Source organism: Escherichia sp. MOD1-EC6021 (assembly GCF_002965245.1).
GTDB classification, from domain to species: Bacteria; Pseudomonadota; Gammaproteobacteria; order Enterobacterales; family Enterobacteriaceae; genus Escherichia; species Escherichia coli_F.
This window is the reverse complement of the sequence record NZ_PTRU01000003.1, coordinates 102,076-125,864: the sequence shown is the minus strand read 5'-3', so window position 1 is coordinate 125,864 and position 23,789 is coordinate 102,076. Positions and strand designations below refer to the sequence as shown.

General features: G+C 51.4%; 19 protein-coding genes and 1 tRNA gene. 13 read left to right on the top strand and 7 right to left on the bottom strand.

Annotated elements, in window-relative coordinates; all coding sequences use genetic code 11:
* Positions 1–12: 12 nt before the first annotated feature.
* On the bottom strand, positions 13–507 hold the full coding sequence (gene lrp, locus BEB54_RS04990) for a leucine-responsive transcriptional regulator Lrp (RefSeq protein WP_000228473.1): 495 nt from the start codon (positions 505–507) through the stop codon (positions 13–15).
* Between the two features lie 544 nt (positions 508–1,051).
* On the opposite strand from lrp, the gene trxB reads away from it, so the two are divergent.
* The 6 genes from trxB to BEB54_RS04955 all read left to right on the top strand — a co-directional run bounded on the left by trxB (position 1,052) and on the right by BEB54_RS04955 (position 7,223).
* On the top strand, positions 1,052–2,017 hold the full coding sequence (trxB, locus tag BEB54_RS04980; protein ID WP_105270989.1) for a thioredoxin-disulfide reductase: 966 nt from the start codon (positions 1,052–1,054) through the stop codon (positions 2,015–2,017).
* Between the two features lie 122 nt (positions 2,018–2,139).
* Positions 2,140–3,906, top strand: a complete 1,767-nt coding sequence (cydD, locus tag BEB54_RS04975) for a heme ABC transporter permease/ATP-binding protein CydD (protein WP_046083453.1) — start codon at positions 2,140–2,142, stop codon at positions 3,904–3,906.
* Positions 3,907–5,628: a heme ABC transporter ATP-binding protein/permease CydC gene (gene cydC / locus BEB54_RS04970; RefSeq protein ID WP_105277067.1), complete on the top strand. Its 1,722-nt coding sequence runs from the start codon at positions 3,907–3,909 to the stop codon at positions 5,626–5,628.
* Positions 5,629–5,669: 41 nt separating this feature from the next.
* Positions 5,670–6,374, top strand: coding sequence for a leucyl/phenylalanyl-tRNA--protein transferase (gene aat / locus BEB54_RS04965; protein WP_032183842.1), 705 nt, complete (start codon positions 5,670–5,672; stop codon positions 6,372–6,374).
* Positions 6,375–6,658: 284 nt separating this feature from the next.
* Positions 6,659–6,877: a translation initiation factor IF-1 gene (gene infA / locus BEB54_RS04960; protein ID WP_001040187.1), complete on the top strand. Its 219-nt coding sequence runs from the start codon at positions 6,659–6,661 to the stop codon at positions 6,875–6,877.
* 258 nt (positions 6,878–7,135) lie between these two features.
* A tRNA-Ser gene (locus tag BEB54_RS04955) sits at positions 7,136–7,223 on the top strand.
* 343 nt (positions 7,224–7,566) lie between these two features.
* Here the strand turns inward: BEB54_RS04955 and clpA are convergent.
* From clpA to yljB, 3 genes are all read right to left on the bottom strand, one after another.
* Positions 7,567–9,843: an ATP-dependent Clp protease ATP-binding subunit ClpA gene (gene clpA, locus BEB54_RS04945; protein WP_000934050.1), complete on the bottom strand. Its 2,277-nt coding sequence runs from the start codon at positions 9,841–9,843 to the stop codon at positions 7,567–7,569.
* A 30-nt stretch (positions 9,844–9,873) separates the two neighbouring features.
* The gene (gene clpS / locus BEB54_RS04940) at positions 9,874–10,194 is read right to left on the bottom strand and encodes an ATP-dependent Clp protease adapter ClpS (RefSeq protein ID WP_000520781.1); all 321 of its coding nucleotides are present in this window, start codon (positions 10,192–10,194) and stop codon (positions 9,874–9,876) included.
* A gap of 98 nt (positions 10,195–10,292) precedes the next feature.
* Entirely contained in the window at positions 10,293–10,367 is a 75-nt protein-coding gene (gene yljB, locus BEB54_RS29225) for a protein YljB (protein ID WP_001406719.1), read from the bottom strand.
* A 149-nt stretch (positions 10,368–10,516) separates the two neighbouring features.
* Between yljB and cspD the strand changes: the two genes are divergently transcribed.
* Positions 10,517–10,741 (top strand): cold shock-like protein CspD, encoded by a 225-nt coding sequence (gene cspD, locus BEB54_RS04935; protein ID WP_000410785.1) that lies wholly within the window; start codon positions 10,517–10,519, stop codon positions 10,739–10,741.
* Positions 10,742–10,813: 72 nt separating this feature from the next.
* Here the strand turns inward: cspD and macB are convergent, their stop codons facing one another.
* A complete protein-coding gene (gene macB / locus BEB54_RS04930; RefSeq protein WP_105277066.1) occupies positions 10,814–12,760 on the bottom strand; it encodes a macrolide ABC transporter ATP-binding protein/permease MacB in 1,947 nt (648 codons plus the stop codon).
* A complete protein-coding gene (gene macA, locus BEB54_RS04925; protein WP_000746460.1) occupies positions 12,757–13,872 on the bottom strand; it encodes a macrolide transporter subunit MacA in 1,116 nt (371 codons plus the stop codon). Before macA ends, macB begins: the two co-directional genes overlap by 4 nt.
* A 150-nt stretch (positions 13,873–14,022) precedes the next feature.
* Here macA and BEB54_RS04920 point away from each other — a divergent pair, with 150 nt between their 5' ends.
* The gene (locus BEB54_RS04920; RefSeq protein ID WP_134736206.1) at positions 14,023–14,979 is read left to right on the top strand and encodes a VirK/YbjX family protein; all 957 of its coding nucleotides are present in this window, start codon (positions 14,023–14,025) and stop codon (positions 14,977–14,979) included.
* Here BEB54_RS04920 and BEB54_RS04915 read toward each other — a convergent pair.
* A complete protein-coding gene (locus tag BEB54_RS04915) occupies positions 14,976–16,634 on the bottom strand; it encodes an ATP-dependent endonuclease (protein WP_000599806.1) in 1,659 nt (552 codons plus the stop codon). The genes BEB54_RS04920 and BEB54_RS04915 overlap by 4 nt on opposite strands.
* A gap of 425 nt (positions 16,635–17,059) precedes the next feature.
* On the opposite strand from BEB54_RS04915, the gene aqpZ reads away from it, so the two are divergent.
* The 5 genes from aqpZ to poxB all read left to right on the top strand — a co-directional run bounded on the left by aqpZ (position 17,060) and on the right by poxB (position 23,755).
* Complete coding sequence (aqpZ, locus tag BEB54_RS04910) at positions 17,060–17,755, top strand: aquaporin Z (RefSeq protein WP_000488716.1); 696 nt, start codon at positions 17,060–17,062, stop codon at positions 17,753–17,755.
* A 473-nt stretch (positions 17,756–18,228) separates the two neighbouring features.
* A complete protein-coding gene (gene lysO, locus BEB54_RS04900) occupies positions 18,229–19,128 on the top strand; it encodes an L-lysine exporter LysO (RefSeq protein WP_105277064.1) in 900 nt (299 codons plus the stop codon).
* Positions 19,129–19,271: 143 nt separating this feature from the next.
* A complete protein-coding gene (hcp, locus tag BEB54_RS04895) occupies positions 19,272–20,924 on the top strand; it encodes a hydroxylamine reductase (protein WP_046077410.1) in 1,653 nt (550 codons plus the stop codon).
* 11 nt (positions 20,925–20,935) lie between these two features.
* On the top strand, positions 20,936–21,904 hold the full coding sequence (gene hcr, locus BEB54_RS04890; protein WP_105277063.1) for an NADH oxidoreductase: 969 nt from the start codon (positions 20,936–20,938) through the stop codon (positions 21,902–21,904).
* Positions 21,905–22,036: 132 nt separating this feature from the next.
* Complete coding sequence (gene poxB / locus BEB54_RS04885) at positions 22,037–23,755, top strand: ubiquinone-dependent pyruvate dehydrogenase (protein WP_032302783.1); 1,719 nt, start codon at positions 22,037–22,039, stop codon at positions 23,753–23,755.
* Positions 23,756–23,789: the final 34 nt, after the last annotated feature.

The window sequence follows — 23,789 nt, the reverse complement described above, 5'->3', positions numbered from 1 at the left end:
ACCTGTTCCGTGTTAGCGCGTCTTAATAACCAGACGATTACTCTGCTTGACTTCTTCCATAACAACGTATGTCCGCGTGTCATTGACGCCAGGCAGACGCAGCAGGGTTTCCCCTAGCAACTTACGGTAAGCCGACATATCCGGCACGCGTGTTTTCAACAGGTAGTCGAAATCACCGGATACTAAATGACACTCCTGAATTTCTTCAAGTTTTTGTACAGCGGTATTGAATTGTTCAAACACATCCGGTGCGCCACGATTCAGAGTAATCTCAACGAATACCAGAAGTGATGCATCCAGATAATGGGGGTTCAGCAGCGCTGTATAGCCCTGAATAAACCCTTGTCTTTCCAGCCGACGCACACGCTCAAGGCACGGCGTTGGGGAAAGTCCCACACGTTTAGAAAGCTCGACGTTAGAAATACGCCCATCCTTTTGCAACTCATTAAGAATGTTACGATCGATACGGTCGAGATCTTTGCCAGGGCGCTTCTTGCTATCTACCATTATTATTGTCTCTCTGTATTCCTTCCCTACTCCTGTCTGACCCTGAAACATCACTGTTCAGAGTCGCTACCCGTCACGATAGACCGAAATCATTAAGATTCACGGCGCGCAATGCCTGGTCTACGGTGAGAAGACCGTTGCCTGGTGGCAGCTATCGACATCACGAATGGCGTCTGTCCACGCCATACGTAGATTTCACTAGCACGGTAAACATGGTATTTACATGCATGGTTATGCGCATATAAGAATACTGTTTTTTTTCTTCCTCGAATGTTTTCGCAAAACACCAGGGGATTGTCAAAGCAAAACATCGATTTTTAGTACAACATGCCAGATATTCATTAACAGGGGCGTTTATTCATCATTTAATCGGCTTATAACGCGGGAAATTTAAGTAGCAGAGGTGATAATGCCGGAGGGAGTTTGACCTACTTATCGATACTGCCGATTGCACAAATTGTTAACAAAATCGTCATACTCTTTTTTTACGTCTGTAAATTCCCTACAATCCTGCCCATTGTCTGCCAACAACTATGGGGATCTCATGGGCACGACCAAACACAGTAAACTGCTTATCCTGGGTTCAGGCCCGGCGGGATACACCGCTGCTGTCTACGCGGCGCGCGCCAACCTGCAACCTGTGCTGATTACCGGCATGGAAAAAGGCGGCCAACTGACCACCACCACGGAAGTGGAAAACTGGCCAGGCGATCCAAACGATCTGACCGGTCCGTTATTAATGGAGCGCATGCACGAACATGCCGCTAAATTTGAAACTGAAATCATTTTTGATCACATCAGCAAAGTAGATTTGCAGAATCGCCCGTTCCGTCTGACTGGCGATAGCGGCGAATACACTTGTGATGCGCTGATTATTGCCACTGGAGCTTCTGCTCGCTATCTCGGCCTGCCCTCTGAAGAAGCCTTTAAAGGGCGTGGGGTTTCTGCTTGTGCAACCTGCGACGGTTTCTTCTATCGTAACCAGAAAGTTGCGGTCATCGGCGGCGGCAATACCGCGGTTGAAGAGGCGCTGTATCTGTCTAACATCGCTTCGGAAGTTCATCTGATTCACCGCCGAGATGGTTTCCGCGCGGAAAAAATCCTCATTAAGCGTCTGATGGATAAAGTGGAGAACGGCAACATTATTCTGCACACCAACCGTACGCTGGAAGAAGTGACCGGCGATCAGATGGGCGTCACTGGCGTTCGTCTGCGCGATACGCAAAACACCGATAATATCGAGTCACTCGACGTTGCCGGTCTGTTTGTTGCTATCGGCCACAGCCCGAACACGGCTATTTTCGAAGGGCAGCTGGAACTGGAAAACGGCTACATCAAAGTGCAGTCGGGTATTCATGGTAATGCCACCCAGACCAGCATCCCTGGCGTCTTTGCCGCAGGCGACGTGATGGATCACATTTATCGCCAGGCCATTACATCTGCGGGTACAGGCTGCATGGCAGCACTTGATGCGGAACGCTACCTCGATGGTTTAGCTGACGCAAAATAATTTTACAAATCAGTAACAAAAGTAAAGAAGGCGACACCATGCGACTATGGGTCGCCTTTATTTTTTCCTCGTTGTAACATTGCTCTGCAAATAATTCTGATAACTCACCTGCTAAGCGTGCAATGAATAAATCCCGTCAAAAAGAGTTAACCCGCTGGTTAAAACAGCAAAGCGTCATCTCCCAACGTTGGCTGAATATTTCTCGTCTGCTGGGCTTTGTGAGCGGCATATTGATCATTGCCCAGGCCTGGTTCATGGCGCGAATTCTGCAACATATGATTATGGAGAATATTCCCCGTGAAGCCCTGCTGCTTCCCTTTACGTTACTGGTTCTGACCTTTGTACTGCGCGCATGGGTGGTCTGGTTACGAGAACGGGTGGGTTATCACGCCGGGCAGCATATCCGCTTTGCCATCCGACGTCAGGTTCTCGACCGTCTGCAACAAGCAGGGCCAGCGTGGATTCAGGGTAAACCGGCGGGGAGCTGGGCGACGCTGGTACTCGAGCAAATTGACGATATGCATGATTACTATGCACGCTACCTGCCGCAAATGGCGCTGGCAGTGTCGGTGCCGTTGCTGATTGTGGTGGCGATCTTCCCCTCTAACTGGGCTGCGGCGCTCATTCTGCTGGGCACTGCTCCGTTAATTCCGTTATTTATGGCGCTGGTTGGAATGGGGGCTGCCGATGCTAACCGACGCAACTTTCTCGCTCTTGCTCGCTTAAGTGGACATTTCCTCGATCGCCTGCGCGGCATGGAAACATTGCGTATTTTTGGTCGTGGTGAAGCTGAAATTGAAAGTATTCGTTCTGCTTCGGAAGATTTCCGCCAACGGACAATGGAAGTGCTACGGCTGGCGTTTTTATCCTCCGGCATTCTCGAATTTTTTACCTCGCTGTCAATTGCTCTGGTCGCGGTCTACTTTGGTTTTTCCTATCTCGGTGAGCTGGATTTTGGGCACTACGATACTGGCGTGACGCTGGCTGCGGGGTTTCTGGCCCTGATCCTTGCGCCGGAGTTTTTCCAGCCATTGCGCGATCTGGGTACGTTTTATCATGCTAAAGCCCAGGCTGTTGGCGCGGCAGACAGTCTGAAAACGTTTATGGAAACCCCGCTCGCCCATCCGCAGCGCGGTGAGGCTGAATTAACGTCGACCGATCCGGTGACCATTGAGGCCGAGGATCTGTTTATTACATCACCAGAAGGTAAAACGCTGGCCGGACCGCTGAACTTTACTTTGCCAGCAGGCCAACGTGCAGTGTTGGTTGGTCGCAGCGGTTCAGGTAAAAGCTCACTGCTGAACGCGCTTTCTGGTTTTCTCTCATATCAGGGATCGCTACGAATCAACGGGATAGAATTACGCGATTTATCACCGGAATCATGGCGTAAACATCTCTCCTGGGTTGGGCAAAACCCACAATTACCAGCAGCAACACTACGAGATAACGTACTGCTGGCACGACCTGATGCCAGCGAACAAGAGTTACAAACAGCACTGGATAACGCGTGGGTCAGTGAGTTTCTACCGCTCCTGCCACAAGGAGTTGATACGCCTGTTGGCGACCAGGCTGCCCGCCTTTCCGTAGGCCAGGCACAACGTGTGGCGGTGGCGCGTGCATTACTGAATCCCTGTTCGCTATTACTGTTGGATGAACCCGCAGCAAGCCTTGATGCTCACAGTGAACAGCGCGTAATGGAGGCGCTGAATGCCGCCTCTCTGCGCCAGACAACGTTAATGGTCACCCACCAGTTAGAAGATCTTGCTGACTGGGATGTCATTTGGGTAATGCAGGATGGTCAGATTATCGAGCAAGGACGTTATGCGGAATTAAGCGTGGCTAACGGTCCTTTTGCCACATTGCTGGCCCATCGTCAGGAGGAGATTTAAATGCGCGCTTTGCTACCCTATCTGGCTCTGTATAAACGTCATAAATGGATGTTAAGCCTTGGCATTGTGCTAGCAATTGTCACACTGCTCGCCAGTATCGGTCTGTTGACACTTTCCGGCTGGTTCCTCTCCGCCTCAGCGGTGGCGGGCGTTGCAGGACTGTATAGCTTCAACTATATGCTACCCGCTGCAGGCGTGCGTGGCGCAGCAATCACCCGTACCGCCGGGCGTTATTTTGAACGTCTGGTGAGCCATGACGCGACTTTCCGCGTGTTGCAGCATCTGCGCATTTACACCTTCAGCAAATTGCTCCCCCTCTCCCCTGCCGGACTGGCGCGCTATCGTCAGGGCGAATTGCTCAACCGCGTGGTGGCGGATGTTGATACGCTCGATCATCTTTACCTGCGCGTTATCTCGCCGCTGGTGGGCGCTTTTGTGGTGATTATGGTGGTGACAATCGGGTTAAGTTTCCTTGATTTCACCCTCGCCTTTACGCTGGGCGGCATTATGTTACTGACGCTTTTGCTGATGCCACCGCTGTTTTATCGTGCGGGAAAAAGCACCGGGCAAAATCTGACTCATCTTCGCGGGCAGTATCGCCAACAACTGACAGCCTGGCTGCAAGGGCAAGCTGAGCTGACCATTTTTGGTGCCAGCGATCGTTATCGCACGCAATTAGAGAATACTGAAATTCAGTGGCTGGAAGCGCAACGCCGTCAATCTGAACTGACAGCTTTGTCGCAAGCAATAATGCTGTTAATTGGCGCGTTAGCGGTGATCCTGATGCTGTGGATGGCGTCTGGCGGCGTTGGTGGCAATACTCAACCAGGCGCGTTAATTGCCCTGTTTGTCTTCTGTGCGTTAGCCGCGTTTGAAGCACTGGCACCAGTAACGGGTGCATTTCAGCATCTGGGGCAAGTCATTGCCTCTGCCGTACGGATCACCGATTTAACGGATCAAAAACCTGAAGTCACCTTCCCTGATACCCAAACCCGTGTTGCCGATTGCGTTTCGCTGACGTTACGGGATGTTCAGTTCACTTATCCGGAGCAATCCCAACAAGCACTGAAAGGGATTTCTCTTCAAGTAAACGCCGGAGAACATATTGCGATTCTCGGGCGAACCGGATGCGGTAAATCAACATTGTTACAACTGCTGACCCGCGCATGGGACCCGCAACAGGGCGAGATTTTACTTAACGATAGCCCCATAGCCAGCCTGAACGAAGCAACTCTACGACAGACCATCAGCGTTGTGCCACAGCGAGTGCATCTGTTTAGCGCCACACTGCGTGATAATCTGTTACTCGCCTCGCCTGGCAGTAGTGATGAAGTTTTGGCGGAGATCTTGCGTCGAGTTGGTCTGGAGAAGCTGCTCGAGGATGCAGGTCTCAACAGTTGGTTAGGTGAAGGCGGACGCCAGCTCTCCGGTGGTGAACTGCGCCGTCTGGCTATCGCCCGTGCGCTGTTACATGATGCGCCACTGGTATTGCTGGATGAACCTACCGAAGGCTTAGATGCCACAACTGAAAGTCAGATCCTTGAATTACTTGCAGAAATGATGCGTGAGAAAACGGTGTTAATGGTCACCCATCGACTTCGCGGGCTCTCTCGTTTCCAGCAAATAATAGTGATGGACAACGGGCAAATTATTGAGCAAGGTACTCACGCAGAACTGCTTGCCCGACAGGGGCGTTATTACCAGTTTAAGCAGGGTTTGTAAGCTATTATTGAACGATCCGACTTGCGTGGAGTTTTGCGGTCATGCGCCTGGTTCAGCTTTCTCGCCATTCAATAGCCTTCCCCTCCCCGGAAGGCGCATTACGTGAGCCTAACGGCCTGCTGGCACTGGGGGGCGATCTTAGCCCTGCGCGCCTGTTAATGGCTTATCAGCGTGGTATTTTTCCGTGGTTTTCTCCAGGCGACCCCATCCTCTGGTGGTCGCCCGATCCTCGCGCGGTACTATGGCCTGAATCATTGCATATCAGCCGTAGTATGAAACGATTTCATAAACGCTCGCCCTATCGTGTCACGATGAATTACGCCTTTGGTCAGGTCATTGAAGGCTGTGCCAGCGATCGCGAAGAAGGAACCTGGATCACGCGTGGCGTGGTCGAAGCCTACCATCGCCTTCACGAACTCGGTCATGCCCACTCCATCGAAGTCTGGTGTGAAGATGAGCTTGTCGGCGGTATGTACGGCGTGGCCCAGGGAACGCTATTTTGTGGCGAGTCTATGTTCAGCCGGATGGAAAACGCGTCCAAAACAGCGCTACTGGTCTTCTGTGATGAATTTATCCGTCACGGTGGCAAACTTATCGACTGCCAGGTCCTTAACGATCACACAGCTTCGCTTGGTGCCTGCGAAATTCCCCGCCGGGATTATCTAAATTATCTCAATCAAATGCGCCTCGGACGATTGCCGAATAATTTCTGGGTACCACGGTGCTTGTTTTCACCACAAGAATGAATGTTTTCGGCACATTTCTCCCCAGAGTGTTATAATTGCGGTCGCAGAGTTGGTTACGCTCATTACCCCGCTGCCGATAAGGAATTTTTCGCGTCAGGTAACGCCCATCGTTTATCTCACCGCTCCCTTATACGTTGCGCTTTTGGTGCGGCTTAGCCGTGTGTTTTCGGAGTAATGTGCCGAACCTGTTTGTTGCGATTTAGCGCGCAAATCTTTACTTATTTACAGAACTTCGGCATTATCTTGCCGGTTCAAATTACGGTAGTGATACCCCAGAGGATTAGATGGCCAAAGAAGACAATATTGAAATGCAAGGTACCGTTCTTGAAACGTTGCCTAACACCATGTTCCGCGTAGAGTTAGAAAACGGTCACGTGGTTACTGCACACATCTCCGGTAAAATGCGTAAAAACTACATCCGCATCCTGACGGGCGACAAAGTGACTGTTGAGCTGACCCCGTACGACCTGAGCAAAGGCCGCATTGTCTTCCGTAGTCGCTGATTGTTTTACCGCCTGATGGGCGAAGAGAAAGAACGAGTAAAAGGTCGGTTTAACCGGCCTTTTTATTTTGTGATATGTATGAAGTACTTTGGAAGTATAAGTCCATAACATAACTTGTCTCGATGTAGATATACTGCACAACTTGTTTACAGTATGAGCAAACAATAATTATCATTAAAATTCTTCTTGACCGTTTTACTCCAACTCCCTATAGTAGCGCCCCGTTGCCCCCCATGAGGTCAGGCAGCAAAACAATTTGGTGAGGTGTCCGAGTGGCTGAAGGAGCACGCCTGGAAAGTGTGTATACGGCAACGTATCGGGGGTTCGAATCCCCCCCTCACCGCCATATTTGAAGAAGAGCTCGTACGAAAGTACGGGCTTTTTTTTCGCATTTTATCTGCCTGTACGGCAGTGAACGGTATAAAAATCGAGTTTTTCTTTCGGTTGGCTTTCTAAGCTGCCTGTACGGCAGTGAACTCAAATACTACACGTTTAGCTCGTTGTTAATAAAGAAAAATCATCTCATTTTCCTGCTGCCACCCTTTTTTATTCTTACCTTCCAGCACCATTAATTATCAACAACTTACCTTCACCTCCAAAAATAGGGTTTTCACCATTCCACCCTACAAATAAAAAGTCCGTAACCCCTGACGAGATTACGGACTTCACAAACCTACCTAACAATCAGATTAATGCGCTGCTTCCGCCTTGTGCTTTTGTGCACTCTGGAATCCGTAAGTCAGCTCATTTTTCTCTTTATCCAGCGCAACCGTCACCTGACCGCCGTCCACCAGCGAACCAAACAACAGTTCGTTGGCGAGCGGTTTTTTCAGGTTGTCCTGGATGACACGCGCCATCGGACGTGCGCCCATTGCCCGGTCGTAACCTTTCTCGGCCAGCCAGTTACGCGCTTCCTGGCTCACTTCCAGAGAAACACCTTTCTGATCCAGCTGAACCTGTAACTCGACGATGAACTTATCCACCACCTGATGGATCACGTCGGTTGACAGATGATCAAACCAGATAATGTTGTCGAGACGGTTACGGAATTCCGGTGTAAAGATCTTCTTGATCTCTTCCATCGCATCGGTGCTGTTATCCTGGTGGATAAGACCAATGGATTTACGCTCAGTTTCCCGTACCCCGGCATTAGTGGTCATCACCAGCACCACGTTACGGAAGTCCGCTTTGCGTCCGTTGTTATCGGTCAGCGTACCGTTGTCCATCACCTGCAACAGAATATTGAACACGTCCGGGTGCGCTTTCTCGATTTCGTCCAGCAGCAGCACCGCATGAGGATGCTTGATGACCGCATCAGTCAGCAAACCGCCCTGATCAAAACCAACGTATCCCGGAGGCGCACCAATCAGACGGCTGACGGTATGGCGTTCCATATACTCGGACATATCAAAGCGCAGAAGCTCAATGCCCAAAGCTTTCGAAAGCTGTACCGTCACCTCTGTTTTCCCGACCCCGGTAGGGCCGGCAAACAGGAACGAACCGACTGGTTTATGTTCGTGACCTAAACCTGCACGCGCCATCTTAATGGCTTCAGTCAGCGCCTCAATGGCTTTATCCTGACCGAAGACCAGCATTTTCAGGCGATCGCTGAGGTTTTTCAGGGTATCGCGGTCACTCTGAGAAACACTCTTCTCTGGAATGCGCGCAATACGGGCCACCACGGACTCAATATCCGCCACATTAACGGTTTTCTTGCGTTTGCTTACCGGCATCAGGCGTGCGCGAGCGCCCGCTTCGTCGATAACGTCAATGGCTTTATCCGGCAGATGACGATCGTTAATGTATTTCACCGCCAGCTCTACCGCTGCACGCACCGCTTTTGCGGTATAACGCACGTCATGGTGCGCTTCGTACTTCGGTTTCAGGCCGTTGATGATCTGTACGGTTTCTTCAATCGACGGTTCAGTAATATCAATTTTCTGGAAGCGACGCGCCAGAGCACGGTCTTTCTCGAAAATGTTGCTGAACTCCTGATAGGTTGTCGAACCAATTACGCGAATTTTACCGCTTGAGAGCAACGGTTTGATCAGGTTAGCCGCATCAACCTGACCACCAGAGGCTGCACCCGCACCGATAATGGTGTGGATCTCATCAATAAACAGGATGCTGTTAGTGTCCTGCTCCAGCTGCTTGAGCAACGCTTTAAAACGTTTTTCAAAGTCGCCGCGATATTTTGTGCCCGCTAACAGAGAACCGATATCGAGAGAGTAAATCGTACAGTCAGCCATCACTTCCGGCACATCGCCCTGAACAATTCGCCAGGCAAGACCTTCCGCAATCGCGGTTTTGCCGACACCGGATTCCCCCACCAGCAGCGGGTTGTTTTTACGGCGACGGCAGAGAACCTGAATAGCACGCTCCAGCTCCTTCTCACGACCAATCAGTGGGTCGATTCCGCCCACACGCGCAAGCTGATTCAGGTTCGTCGTGAAATTCTCCATACGTTCCTCCCCACCAGCTTGTTCTTCGCTGTTTGGCTGGCTGCCAGGATCAGAAGACTGTGTCGGCTCGTCTTTACGCGTGCCATGAGAGATAAAGTTCACCACATCGAGACGGCTGACTTCATGTTTGCGCAACAGATATGCCGCCTGCGACTCCTGTTCGCTAAAGATAGCGACCAGAACGTTTGCACCGGTAACCTCATTGCGACCGGAGGACTGGACATGGAAGACCGCACGTTGCAGTACACGCTGAAAACTCAGCGTTGGCTGTGTGTCGCGCTCCTCTTCACTGGCAGGCAGAACGGGTGTGGTTTGTTCAATAAAGGCTTCCAGTTCCTGACGGAGCGCAACCAAATCCACAGAACACGCTTCCAGCGCCTCCCGGGCAGATGGGTTACTGAGCAGCGCCAGTAACAAGTGCTCGACGGTCATAAACTCATGACGGTGCTCGCGCGCTCTGGCGAAAGCCATATTTAAACTGAGTTCCAGTTCTTGATTGAGCATAGGCACCTCCCCCAATTTTTATGCCTGCATTCAGGCTTTTTCTAGCGTACACAGCAATGGATGCTCATTCTCCCTCGCGTACTTGTTCACCATCGCCACTTTGGTTTCTGCAACCTCGGCGGTAAAGACTCCGCAAATGGCCTTCCCCTGGTAGTGAACAGCGAGCATCAATTGCGTTGCACGTTCTACATCATAAGAAAAGAATTTTTGTAACACGTCAATAACAAACTCCATCGGAGTGTAATCATCATTGACTAATATCACTTTATACATAGATGGCGGTTTTAGCGCGTCGCGAACTTTTTCTTCCGCCAGTTGATCAAAGTCCAGCCAGTCGTTCGTTTTACCCATTGTCAGTTATCATCTTCGGTTACGGTTATCGGCAGAACGCCCTGCCGCTGACAAGAGCTTATTTGCCTGACCAATCTACTCCACATGATAGATAACTATCATCTATCGTTGGCATCAGCGACATCTGTCACATTCCTGTCAATAGCGTTAACTGCTTCAAATTTTTGATTCATACCTGCCCCCTGGCCCCTGTCAAATGCTTGACGGCTCGCCCTAATTCTCTAAATTGTATTTCTAGAGTTGGCGAGGTTTTGAACAGCCCCCTCTCTGACCCCGGTTTATTCCATCTTACTTGTATAAGATTTGCGAAGGATGTCGAAGCATGGAAAAGGGTACTGTTAAGTGGTTCAACAATGCCAAAGGGTTTGGTTTCATCTGCCCTGAAGGCGGCGGCGAAGATATTTTCGCTCATTATTCCACCATTCAGATGGATGGTTACAGAACGCTAAAAGCTGGACAATCCGTTCAGTTTGATGTCCACCAGGGGCCAAAAGGCAATCACGCCAGTGTTATTGTGCCCGTCGAAGTAGAAGCGGCAGTCGCATAGCTCTTCTGTCTCATTGTGTACATCCTACAGGCAAAATGCCAGCCCGATCGGCTGGCATTTTTATCTCAAAAATTACTCTCGTGCCAAAGCATCTACTGGATCCAGTCGTGCCGCATTTCGTGCGGGTAACCAGCCAAATAAAATCCCGGTGACCGTCGAGCAGAGAAACGCCAGCAGCAGTGCCAACGGTGAAAAACCGATCTCCCAACCGGGTAAGAAAAGCTGCAAGGTGAAAGCAATTAACAGTGACAGTGTTATTCCCAACGCACCGCCGACCAGACAAACCAGCACGGCTTCGATCAGAAACTGTTGCAAAACATCGCTTGCTCGCGCACCTACAGCCATGCGAATGCCAATTTCCCGCGTCCGCTCGGTCACTGACACCAGCATAATATTCATTACACCAATACCGCCCACCACCAGCGAAATCACCGCCACCAGCGTCAGAAACAGTTGTAAAGTACGTGTGGTCTTTTCAACGGTTTTCAAGACGCCGTCCATGTTCCAGGTAAAGAAATCCTTCTTACCGTGGCGCAGTGAAAGTAAACGCGTGAGTTGCTGTTCCGCCTCGGCGCTGTCAAAGCCCTCTTTCACCCTGACAGTAATAGAGTTCAGCCACGACTGGCCCATAACTCTCCCGGACATCGTGCTGTAAGGTAACCACACGCGCAGCACTTTACTACTGCCAAACATCGACTGTTTTTCCTCTGCCACGCCGATGACTCTCGCTGGCATATTACCAACCAAGATAACCTCGCCAACCACATTTGCTTTATGGGGGAAAAGCTGACGGCGAGTATTACTGTCGAGAACCACGACTTGCGCACGGCCATTCAGCTGTTCCTGATTAAAGGTGTTCCCTTCACTGAAGGTCATGCCATAGACATTAAAATAATCGCCGCTCACGCCATTGGCACTGGCAGCCACATCGACATTGTTATAACGCAGGCGCAGGTTTTGCGAGACGGCAGGTGTGGCTGAGGCGACCCACGGTTGTTTTTGGATGGCGATTAAGTCGTCGTACTTCAGCGCCTGCTGATATTGCGGATCGTCATCGCCAAAATCTTTCCCGGGATAGACATCAATAGTATTCGTACCAATAGAACGAATATCCGCCAGCACCATTTGTTTGGCGGCGTCGCCGACCACGACAATGGAAACCACCGACGCAATACCGATAATAATCCCCAGCATGGTCAGTAAAGTACGCATTTTATTCGCTGCCAGCGCCCGCCACGCCATCGTCAGCGCCTCGTTAAAACCGCTGACAAACTGCCGCCAGCCAGACGCCGTGTTGATAACAGGCTCCGTCCCGCCAGCAACATTCACTTTTTCAATGGCGGGAGGATTGCGCACAATTTCGCCGTCGCGAATTTCGATCACCCGCTCGGCCTGAGCAGCGACCTGCGGATCGTGGGTAACGATAATCACCGTATGCCCGCGATCGCGCAGCTGATGCAGGATCGCCATTACCTCCTCACCGGAATGGCTGTCCAGTGCGCCTGTCGGTTCATCGGCAAGAATTACCTGACCGCCGTTCATCAATGCCCGCGCGATGCTGACGCGCTGTTGCTGACCACCCGAAAGCTGTGCCGGATAATACTCTGTACGGTCTTCAAGCCCCAGTCGTTGCAATAACTTCTGGGCACGAAGCAGTCGCTGTTTCCGCTCAAGACCCGCATAGACGGCGGGTACTTCAACATTCTGCTCGGCGGTTAAATGTGAAAGCAAATGGTAACGCTGGAAAATAAAGCCGAAGTGTTCGCGACGCAGTTGCGCCAGCGCATCGGCGTCCAGCATGGCAACATCCTGACCGGCGACGCGATAGGTGCCGCTGGTGGCCTTATCCAGGCAGCCGAGAATATTCATCAGGGTCGATTTACCGGAACCCGAAGCGCCGACAATCGCCACCATCTCACCAGCATAAATATCGAGGGTGATGCCCTTCAGCACCTCAACCTGCTCATCACCGGCAGGATAGCTGCGACGAATATCCTTTAATTCGAGCAAGGGCGTCATTGTGCAGCTCCTGGTTTGGCCTCACCAATCACCACTTCATCGCCCGCTTCCAGCCCTTTGACAATCTCAACATCGGTGTCGTTACGTGCACCAATCGTCACTTCACGCTCGCGTGTTTCACCATTACGCAACAATTTGACTTTATAACGATTATCGCCAACCGGATCGCCTAACGCCGACAGAGGGATCGTCAGCACATTTTTCACATCGGTGAGCTGAATATGCACTTGCGCGGTCATATCCAGCCGCAGCAAACCATTGGGGTTGGGTACTTCAAAACGGGCGTAATAGAAAATAGCGTCGTTAACCTTTTCCGGCGTCGGTAGCACATCCTTGATTTGCCCCTCATAGCGCGTCAGCGGATCGCCAAGCACCGTAAACCAGGCTTTTTGCCCCGGCTTCAGGTGGATTACATCCGCTTCAGAAACCTGCGCTTTTACCAGCATGGTGCTCATATCTGCCAGCGTCAGAATGTTCGGTGCTTGTTGTGCGGCAATCACCGTCTGGCCTTGCAGAGTGGTGATTTGCGTGACTTCCCCGGCCATCGGGGCAACGATGCGGGTGTAATCGAGATTGGTTTTAGCCGTATCGAGTGAGGCCTGATTACGCTTGATTTGCGCGTCAATGGTGCCAATTTGCGCCTGTTTCACAGCCATCTCCGTCGCGGCGGTATCGAGATCCTGCTGTGAAACCGCCTGCGTTTGTGCAAGACGTTGCTGACGGGAATACGTCACCCGCGCCAGTTTCAGCTCCGCTTCCGCCTGCTGCCGCTGCGCGCGTAGCTCCATCAGCGTTGCTTCCACCTCCTTGATCTGGTTTTCAGCTTGTTCAGGATCAATAACCCCTAAAAGCTGGTCTTTTTTTACTTTATCGCCAATCGCCACCGACAGCGTTTTCAACTGACCGCTGACCTGCGCGCCCACATCAACCTTACGCAGCGCGTCCAGCTTTCCGGTCGCCAGCACGCTTTGCTGTAAATCACCGGGGCGCACAATCAGCGTCTGATAAGTCGGCACGGGTGCGTTAAGAATTCTCCATAACGTAATCAGCCCGGCAATGACTATCACCAGCGCAATAACGTAACGCTTCTTCACGGTTTTCCGCTTTTTCATAAATATTCTGAATACTCCATATGCCAATCCGGGTCATTAACTTCAACGAAATATCAACAAAACCCTAAAATTTACGTTAGTAATCACACTATTGATGTTTGGTTAAGATACGCCATGGTGAAATCGACGTTATGTACAACCATTGATTTCATGAATATGTCGCAGCTAACTGAACGGACCTTTACGCCATCTGAATCTCTCAGCAGCCTGTCACTTTTTCTTAGTCTGGCACGTGGACAGTGTCGGCCGGGTAAATTTTGGCATCGCCGTAGTTTTCGCCAGAAATTTTTGCTGCGCTCGTTGATTATGCCGCGTTTAAGCGTTGAGTGGATGAACGAACTTTCCCACTGGCCGAATCTCCATGTGTTGTTAACGCGCCAGCCGCGACTGCCTGTGCGTCTGCATCGCCCTTACCTTGCGGCGAATCTTAGCCGCAAGCAATTGCTGGAGGCGTTACGTTACCATTATGCATTGCTTCGTGCCTGCATGTCGGCAGAAGAATTCAGCTTATATTTGAATACTCCCGGGCTGCAACTGGCGAAGCTGGAAGGCAAAAACGGCGAGCAGTTCACACTTGAGCTGACCATGATGATCTCAATGGATAAAGAAGGTGACAGCACAATCCTGTTCCGCAACAGCGAAGGTATTCCTCTGGCAGAGATCACCTTTACTCTGTGTGAATACCAGGGGAAAAGAACAATGTTTATTGGCGGGCTGCAAGGTGCGAAATGGGAAATTCCACATCAGGAAATCCAGAATGCGACGAAAGCCTGCCACGGGCTATTTCCCAAACGTCTCGTGATGGAAGCGGCCTGTCTGTTTGCCCAACGTTTGCAGGTAGAGCAGATCATTGCCGTCAGCAATGAAACACATATTTACCGCAGCCTGCGTTATCGCGATAAAGAAGGCAAGATCCATGCTGATTACAACGCGTTCTGGGAGTCGGTTGGCGGCGTATGTGATGCTGAACGCCATTACCGCCTTCCGGCACAGATAGCACGAAAAGAGATTGCCGAAATCGCCAGTAAAAAACGGGCTGAATACCGTCGGCGCTATGAGATGCTCGACGCTATTCAGCCACAAATGGCCACGATGTTTCGCGGTTAATCCGCGCGACCGCGCGCCAGCCACAGCACGCGTGAGAACATTTTTTTCAGCAGCGTCGGTACGGAGTCCACACCACGACGGCCGGCCTCCATTGCCACTTCAATGGCAAGATCGGGTTTGGAAGAGCGATGGATCGCTTTCGAGATAATTTTACGCAGATTCATCGGCACATTTTCCGGGATCTGCGCCACGCGGTGGAACACATCGGAAAATCCCTGGCGATACATAAAATGTTCCATATCCAGCGCCGGTAACGCCGTTAAATGTTCTCGTTCGGCTTCCCGATCGTTATTCAACAGGCTGCGTACCGTAGCGGCATACTTCTTCCCGGCTTCATCGCCATCGACCAGCACATGCCATTCAATCCCCATTCGACGGGCGAATTTAACCAGTGGCTTTAGCCCGGACTGGGCAAACTCAATGACCTTGATCCCTTCGGCATCAAAATGATGTCCACACTGACGCGCCAGTTCATTGATAACCCAGGTTTCCGTTTCGCCTTCCACCAGCAGCCAGCAGCGAGCAAACAGCGATGACGGACGGTTAAAACGAATGTGGAAAGAGATACGTCGGCTATCTTCGGTACTCAAGCCACTCGGCCCCAGACGCCAGGCGGCAACGCGAGAGGACTCACGTACCAGTCGGCAAACATGCTCTACCGGCGTTAACGAAAGCAGCTCGCCAGAGTTGGTGGTGGCAATGCGCTGCAATGGCAGAAGATTCAACAGATGCCAGGCAACTGAAAGCATAATGGGGTGTAAACGCGTTTCTGGATCTTCAATCAGCAATAATGGACGTGCGTCTTTATCCAGCCGCAATGTGCCTTTTGCCTGCAATAAAGTAGCAAACAGGCCGAGCAAAATAACCCGATACGAGCGCCCTCCAGGCCGGTCAATCATCCGGTTGATGATATCCAGATAGCGCCAGCTTCGTTGCTCATTACTGGCCCGCCGCCGCATTAAACGATATCGCGCTTGTCCGGCCCCCTGCTCAGAGAAATAATGCTCAAGCAGCTGCACCATTGCGGAAAGTCCCTGACGAATCTGTCCATCAGAGAGATTTTGCGGATGTGAGGATAATTCACGGGCGAGGAAATCGAGTTGGCGCGCGGTGACTTCCACATTAGGGACATTTGGCACCGTGCCGTTACGAATACGGCGCATAAAACGGGCATCACGCAAGCGCAGCACCGGCATTAAACGCACCAGATGGCGTGCCTGATCGTTAATATCCTCGACATCAATCGGATGTCCGTCTTTATCGAGAAAACTGCGGAGTGTCATCACACTGCCATCTTCCGCACTCTCCCCTTCCAGGCGATAAAAAATTCGATGATAACCATCGGTGCATGGCGTCCAGCATGCTTCCAACGGTCGATAGCGGCGTACCCGATGACGGCCTGGCAGCGATTCGCGGAAGGTCAAAATAATATGCAGATGATGTTCCCGCCCGTTGATATCTCCCGGCGGAAACCAGAAATCGTCGCGCTCAAAATGGTAGAGATCTGATTCTGGCGATAGCAGCAGGGTTAAGGCGTCCAGCAAGCTGGATTTACCCCACGCGTTCTCCCCAATCAGGACGTTGTTTTGTTCCAGCATCAACGATAAACGGTTGATACCGCGAAAACCCACAATTTCAACGCGCTCAAGAATCATATCCCCTCCAGAAATATGTGACTTATCCTTTACGCTGGCAGTATAACGGGAAAGGCCGTGCTAATACGTGATGACATCACATTTAAGCATGGCAAATGTCTGAAAAATGAGCGAATAATCGCGTTATACTCCCTCTTGCTGATAAGTCTGCAAAAACAACAAAATCAAATAATTAGCATGATAAATTATTTTTTATTACGCCTAAAGGATTAAATCTTTTGCTTGCACTACACTGTCAATCAGACAAATGACTATATGGGGCAACCCGCTGTTGCCCTAAATCAAATTTACTGGATTTATTTATCTGGTGAATGACTCGCCTTCGTTTTTAAAATAGCCGCGCATTATTTCCGTCGTCACTTTTTTACGACGACCCTATAAAACGACCATATTTTTCACAGGGTCAATTTTTAATTGAGGTGGATATGTTCAGAAAATTAGCAGCTGAATGTTTTGGTACTTTCTGGCTTGTTTTTGGTGGCTGTGGTAGTGCCGTACTGGCCGCAGGCTTCCCGGAATTAGGCATTGGTTTTGCCGGCGTGGCGCTGGCATTCGGTTTAACCGTTCTGACGATGGCCTTCGCTGTTGGTCATATTTCTGGTGGTCATTTTAACCCGGCGGTCACTATTGGCTTATGGGCTGGCGGACGTTTTCCGGCAAAAGAAGTCGTTGGCTACGTAATTGCCCAGGTTGTCGGCGGTATTGTTGCAGCGGCGCTGCTGTATTTAATTGCCAGTGGTAAAACGGGATTTGACGCGGCAGCCAGCGGTTTTGCTTCTAACGGTTATGGCGAGCATTCACCAGGCGGTTATTCCATGCTTTCCGCGCTGGTAGTTGAACTGGTATTGAGTGCAGGTTTCTTGCTGGTGATCCACGGCGCAACCGACAAATTCGCTCCGGCGGGTTTTGCGCCAATTGCCATTGGTCTGGCATTAACGCTGATTCACTTAATCAGTATTCCGGTGACTAACACTTCCGTTAACCCGGCGCGCAGTACTGCGGTTGCCATCTTCCAGGGCGGCTGGGCGTTAGAACAACTGTGGTTCTTCTGGGTGGTGCCAATTGTCGGCGGCATTATCGGTGGTCTGATTTACCGGACTCTGCTGGAAAAGCGTAATTAATTAACGCAGAAGGCCTGGCGCAATGTCAGGCCTTTTTTAAATATATTGATTCATCTTCCTGTTGCGCTCCTTGATGTGTTAAGCCACATATAGTCACTGGCGCAGGGGGCGGCCAATCGCCGCCGCCCCCTGCACCCCCGGGCTCTGGCGAACAAAATCGCCGCTGCGCGGTGCCCTCGACTTATCCCTTGCGGCTACCGGGTCGGGCGCGAGGTAACATCCCGGTAAAACGCGCCCTCAGCCCACATCCATGTGGGCTGCCCCGGCCTTCAGGGAACACCTCGGCGATTTTGACGCCACCAACACCGGTGCGGTTTGTAATTAAAGCGCAAGAATATCTTTAAATGAAAATGAATACCCTACCGATCCTTATGCATAACATTTCCTTTTAATTGCAACTTTACTCGTCCTTCCGCTTTCAGTAGTGTGTCATCGCGCATTTCGACTTCTTTCTTTGCAAGGACTGGTTTTTCATGTTTTCTGGGCTGTTAATCATTCTGGTTCCCCTGATTGTGGGTTACCTCATTCCGCTTCGCCAAAAAGCTGCATTAAAAGTTATTAATCAGCTATTAAGTTGGATGGTTTACCTCATTCTCTTTTTTATGGGTATCAGTCTGGCGTTTCTCGATAACCTCGCCAGTAACCTGTTGGCGATTCTGCATTATTCCGCCGTCAGTATTACCGTTATTTTACTGTGTAATATTGCCGCCCTGATGTGGCTGGAGCGAGGCCTACCGTGGCGCAACCACCATCAGCAAGAAAAACTCCCGTCACGTATTGCGATGGCGCTGGAGTCCCTCAAGCTCTGCGGTGTGGTGGTGATTGGCTTTGCTATTGGCCTTAGCGGATTAGGTTTCTTACAACACGCTACGGAAGCCAGCGAATACACGTTAATTCTGCTACTTTTCCTCGTCGGTATTCAGTTGCGCAATAATGGCATGACCTTAAAGCAGATTGTCCTTAATCGCCGGGGAATGATTGTCGCTGTGGTGGTGGTGGCCAGTTCTTTAATTGGTGGTTTAATTAACGCCTTTATTCTTGATCTTCCCATCAATACCGCGCTGGCAATGGCTTCCGGTTTCGGCTGGTATTCTCTTTCCGGTATTTTATTGACCGAATCTTTTGGTCCGGTAATCGGGAGCGCGGCGTTTTTTAATGATCTGGCCCGTGAGCTGCTTGCTATTATGTTGATCCCTGGGCTGATTCGCCGTAGCCGCTCTACTGCACTGGGCTTATGCGGTGCGACGTCGATGGATTTCACACTGCCCGTTCTTCAACGTACTGGCGGACTGGATATGGTCCCGGCGGCGATTGTTCACGGTTTTATTCTTAGCCTGTTAGTGCCGATCCTCATCGCCTTTTTCTCTGCATAATACCTCTCTGGCGGTAGATCCCTGCCGCCAAAATTGCGCTAAATCAATCTCCCTTAAAGTTGCATGAAAAATCCCTTTTATCCCCGCGTTAAGCGTCTTAACCTTAAACATGTATATTAAATATAACTTTAAAAGGTGTGATCATGTTTTGTGTGCAATGTGAACAAACTATCCGTACTCCGGCAGGAAACGGCTGCTCATACGCGCAGGGGATGTGTGGTAAAACGGCGGAAACCTCTGACCTTCAGGATTTACTCATCGCGGCGCTGCAAGGGCTTTCAGCCTGGGCGGTAAAAGCGCGTGAATACGGCATCATCAACCATGACGTTGACAGCTTCGCGCCGCGCGCATTTTTCTCAACCCTGACCAACGTTAATTTCGATTCTCCGCGTATTGTCGGCTACGCCCGTGAAGCAATTGCCCTGCGTGAGGCGCTGAAAGCACAGTGCCTGGCTGTAGATGCCAACGCCCGCGTCGATAACCCGATGGCTGACCTGCAACTGGTGAGTGACGATCTCGGCGAGCTGCAACGTCAGGCGGCGGAATTTACTCCCAATAAAGATAAAGCGGCGATTGGCGAAAACATTCTCGGCCTGCGTCTGCTCTGCCTGTATGGCCTGAAAGGTGCTGCCGCCTATATGGAACACGCGCACGTTCTCGGTCAATATGACAACGATATTTACGCCCAGTACCATAAAATCATGGCATGGCTGGGTACCTGGCCTGCCGATATGAACGCACTTCTCGAGTGCTCCATGGAAATCGGCCAGATGAACTTCAAAGTGATGAGCATTCTGGACGCAGGCGAAACAGGTAAATACGGTCACCCGACGCCAACTCAGGTCAACGTCAAAGCGACGGCGGGTAAATGCATTCTGATTTCCGGTCACGATCTCAAAGATCTCTACAACTTGCTGGAACAGACCGAAGGCACGGGTGTTAATGTCTACACCCACGGCGAAATGCTGCCTGCCCACGGCTACCCGGAGCTGCGTAAATTCAAGCATCTGGTCGGTAACTACGGCAGCGGCTGGCAGAATCAGCAAGTAGAGTTCGCTCGCTTCCCTGGACCTATCGTGATGACCTCGAACTGCATCATCGACCCAACCGTAGGGGCTTATGACGATCGTATCTGGACCCGCAGCATCGTTGGCTGGCCGGGTGTGCGTCATCTGGATGGTGATGATTTCTCAGCAGTCATCGCCCAGGCGCAACAAATGGCGGGCTTCCCGTACAGCGAAATTCCGCACCTGATTACCGTGGGCTTTGGTCGTCAGACGCTGCTTGGCGCGGCGGATACGCTGATTGATCTGGTGAGCCGTGAAAAACTGCGTCATATCTTCCTGCTCGGTGGCTGTGACGGCGCACGCGGCGAGCGCCACTACTTCACCGATTTCGCCACCAGCGTACCAGATGACTGCCTGATCCTGACTCTCGCCTGCGGTAAATATCGCTTTAACAAACTTGAGTTCGGCGATATCGAAGGTCTGCCGCGTCTGGTAGATGCTGGTCAATGTAACGATGCTTACTCAGCGATTATTCTGGCTGTCACTTTGGCAGAAAAACTGGGCTGCGGTGTCAACGATCTGCCGTTGTCGCTGGTACTCTCCTGGTTCGAACAAAAAGCGATTGTTATTCTGCTGACGCTGCTTTCTCTGGGCGTGAAAAATATCGTTACCGGCCCGACTGCACCTGGCTTCCTGACGCCAGACCTGCTGGCGGTACTGAACGAGAAATTCGGCCTACGTTCTATCACCACTGTTGAAGAAGACATGAAGCAACTGTTGAGCGCGTAAGGAGTTTGTCGATGACGATGCCAACCAATCAATGCCCGTGGCGGATGCAGGTTCATCACATTACGCAAGAAACGCCGGATGTGTGGACGATTTCCCTGATTTGCCACGATTACTACCCGTATCGCGCCGGGCAATATGCGCTGGTCAGCGTGCGTAACTCAGCGGAAACGCTGCGTGCTTACACCATTTCCTCCACACCAGGCGTGAGTGATTACATCACTCTGACCGTGCGGCGGATTGATGACGGTGTCGGTTCCCAGTGGCTGACCCGCGATGTAAAACGCGGTGACTACCTCTGGCTTTCGGACGCGATGGGGGAATTTACCTGCGACGATAAAGCAGAAGATAAATTCCTGTTGCTGGCGGCCGGCTGCGGCGTCACGCCGATTATGTCGATGCGTCGCTGGCTGGCGAAAAACCGTCCGCAGGCTGATGTGCAGGTGATCTACAACGTGCGTACGCCGCAGGATGTCATTTTCGCGGATGAGTGGCGTAATTACCCGGTGACACTGGTGGCGGAAAATAATGTTACCGAGGGATTCGTTGCCGGACGCCTGACTCGCGAACTGCTGGCCCGCGTTCCTGATTTAGCCTCGCGTACTGTAATGACCTGTGGCCCGGCTCCGTATATGGATTGGGTAGAACAGGAAGTGAAAGCGCTCGGCGTGACGCGTTTCTTTAAAGAGAAGTTCTTTACGCCAGTGGCGGAAGCAGCAACCAGCGGTCTGAAATTCACCAAACTGCAACCGGCGCAAGAATTTTACGCACCTGTTGGCACCACACTGCTGGAGGCTTTGGAAAGCAACAAAGTTCCGGTTGTCGCCGCCTGCCGTGCAGGTGTTTGCGGCTGCTGTAAGACGAAAGTGGTTTCCGGTGAATATACGGTGAGTAGCACAATGACGCTGACCGACGCCGAAATCGCAGAAGGTTATGTACTGGCCTGCTCCTGCCATCCGCAGGGGGATTTGGTTCTCGCATAATCGTATTATGCCCGATGATATACCTGTCATCGGGCAGTTTAACCGTTAGTGCCTCATTTTTCTCCCACCCCATCCCCCTCCGTCAGATGAACTAAACTTGTTACCGTTATCACATTCAGGAGATGGAGAACCATGAAACAAACGGTTGCAGCTTATATCGCCAAAACACTCGAATCAGCAGGGGTAAAACGCATTTGGGGAGTCACGGGCGACTCTCTGAACGGTCTTAGCGACAGTCTTAATCGCATGGGCACCATAGAGTGGATGTCCACCCGTCATGAAGAAGTGGCGGCCTTTGCCGCTGGCGCTGAAGCCCAACTTAGCGGGGAACTGGCGGTCTGCGCCGGATCATGCGGACCTGGCAACCTGCACTTAATCAACGGTTTGTTCGATTGTCACCGTAATCACGTTCCGGTACTGGCAATTGCCGCTCATATCCCTTCCAGCGAAATTGGCAGCGGCTATTTCCAGGAAACCCACCCGCAAGAGTTATTCCGCGAATGTAGCCATTATTGCGAGCTGGTTTCCAGCCCGGAGCAGATCCCACAAGTGCTGGCGATTGCTATGCGTAAAGCGGTGCTAAACCGTGGCGTTTCCGTTGTCGTGTTACCGGGCGACGTGGCGTTAAAACCGGCACCGGAAGGGGCAACCACGCACTGGTATCATGCGCCACAACCAGTCGTCACCCCAGAAGAGGAAGAGTTACGCAAACTGGCGCAACTGCTGCGTTACTCAAGCAATATCGCCCTGATGTGCGGTAGCGGCTGCGCGGGGGCGCATAAAGAGCTCGTCGAGTTTGCCGGAAAAATTAAAGCGCCTATTGTTCATGCCCTGCGCGGTAAAGAACATGTCGAATACGATAATCCGTATGATGTCGGAATGACGGGATTAATCGGCTTCTCGTCAGGTTTTCATACCATGATGAACGCCGACACGTTAGTGCTGCTCGGCACCCAATTCCCCTACCGTGCGTTCTACCCGACCGATGCCAAAATTATTCAGATTGATATCAACCCGGCCAGCATCGGCGCGCACAGTAAGGTGGATATGGCACTGGTCGGTGATATCAAATCGACTCTGCGTGCATTGCTGCCTTTAGTGGAAGAAAAAACCGATCGAAAATTTCTGGATAAAGCGCTGGAAGATTACCGCGATGCCCGCAAAGGGCTGGACGATTTAGCTAAACCGAGTGAGAAAGCCATTCACCCGCAATATCTGGCGCAGCAAATTAGCCATTTTGCTGCCGATGACGCCATTTTCACTTGTGATGTCGGCACACCAACGGTATGGGCGGCGCGTTATCTGAAAATGAACGGCAAGCGCCGCCTGTTAGGTTCGTTTAACCACGGTTCAATGGCCAACGCCATGCCGCAGGCGCTGGGTGCTCAGGCGACAGAGCCAGAACGTCAGGTGGTCGCCATGTGCGGTGATGGTGGTTTCAGTATGTTGATGGGCGATTTTCTCTCAGTGGTACAAATGAAGCTGCCAGTGAAAATTATCGTCTTTAACAACAGCGTGCTGGGCTTTGTAGCGATGGAGATGAAAGCCGGAGGCTACCTGACAGACGGCACCGAACTGCACGACACCAACTTTGCCCGTATCGCTGAAGCGTGCGGTATTACGGGCATCCGCGTAGAAAAAGCCGCTGAAGTCGATGAAGCCTTGCAACGCGCCTTTTCCATCGACGGCCCGGTGCTGGTGGATGTGGTAGTCGCGAAAGAAGAGTTAGCCATTCCGCCGCAGATCAAACTCGAACAGGCCAAAGGATTTAGCCTGTATATGTTGCGCGCAATCATCAGCGGACGCGGTGACGAAGTGATCGAACTGGCGAAAACGAACTGGCTAAGGTAAAAAGGGTGGCATTTCCTGTCATAAATAAGGACAT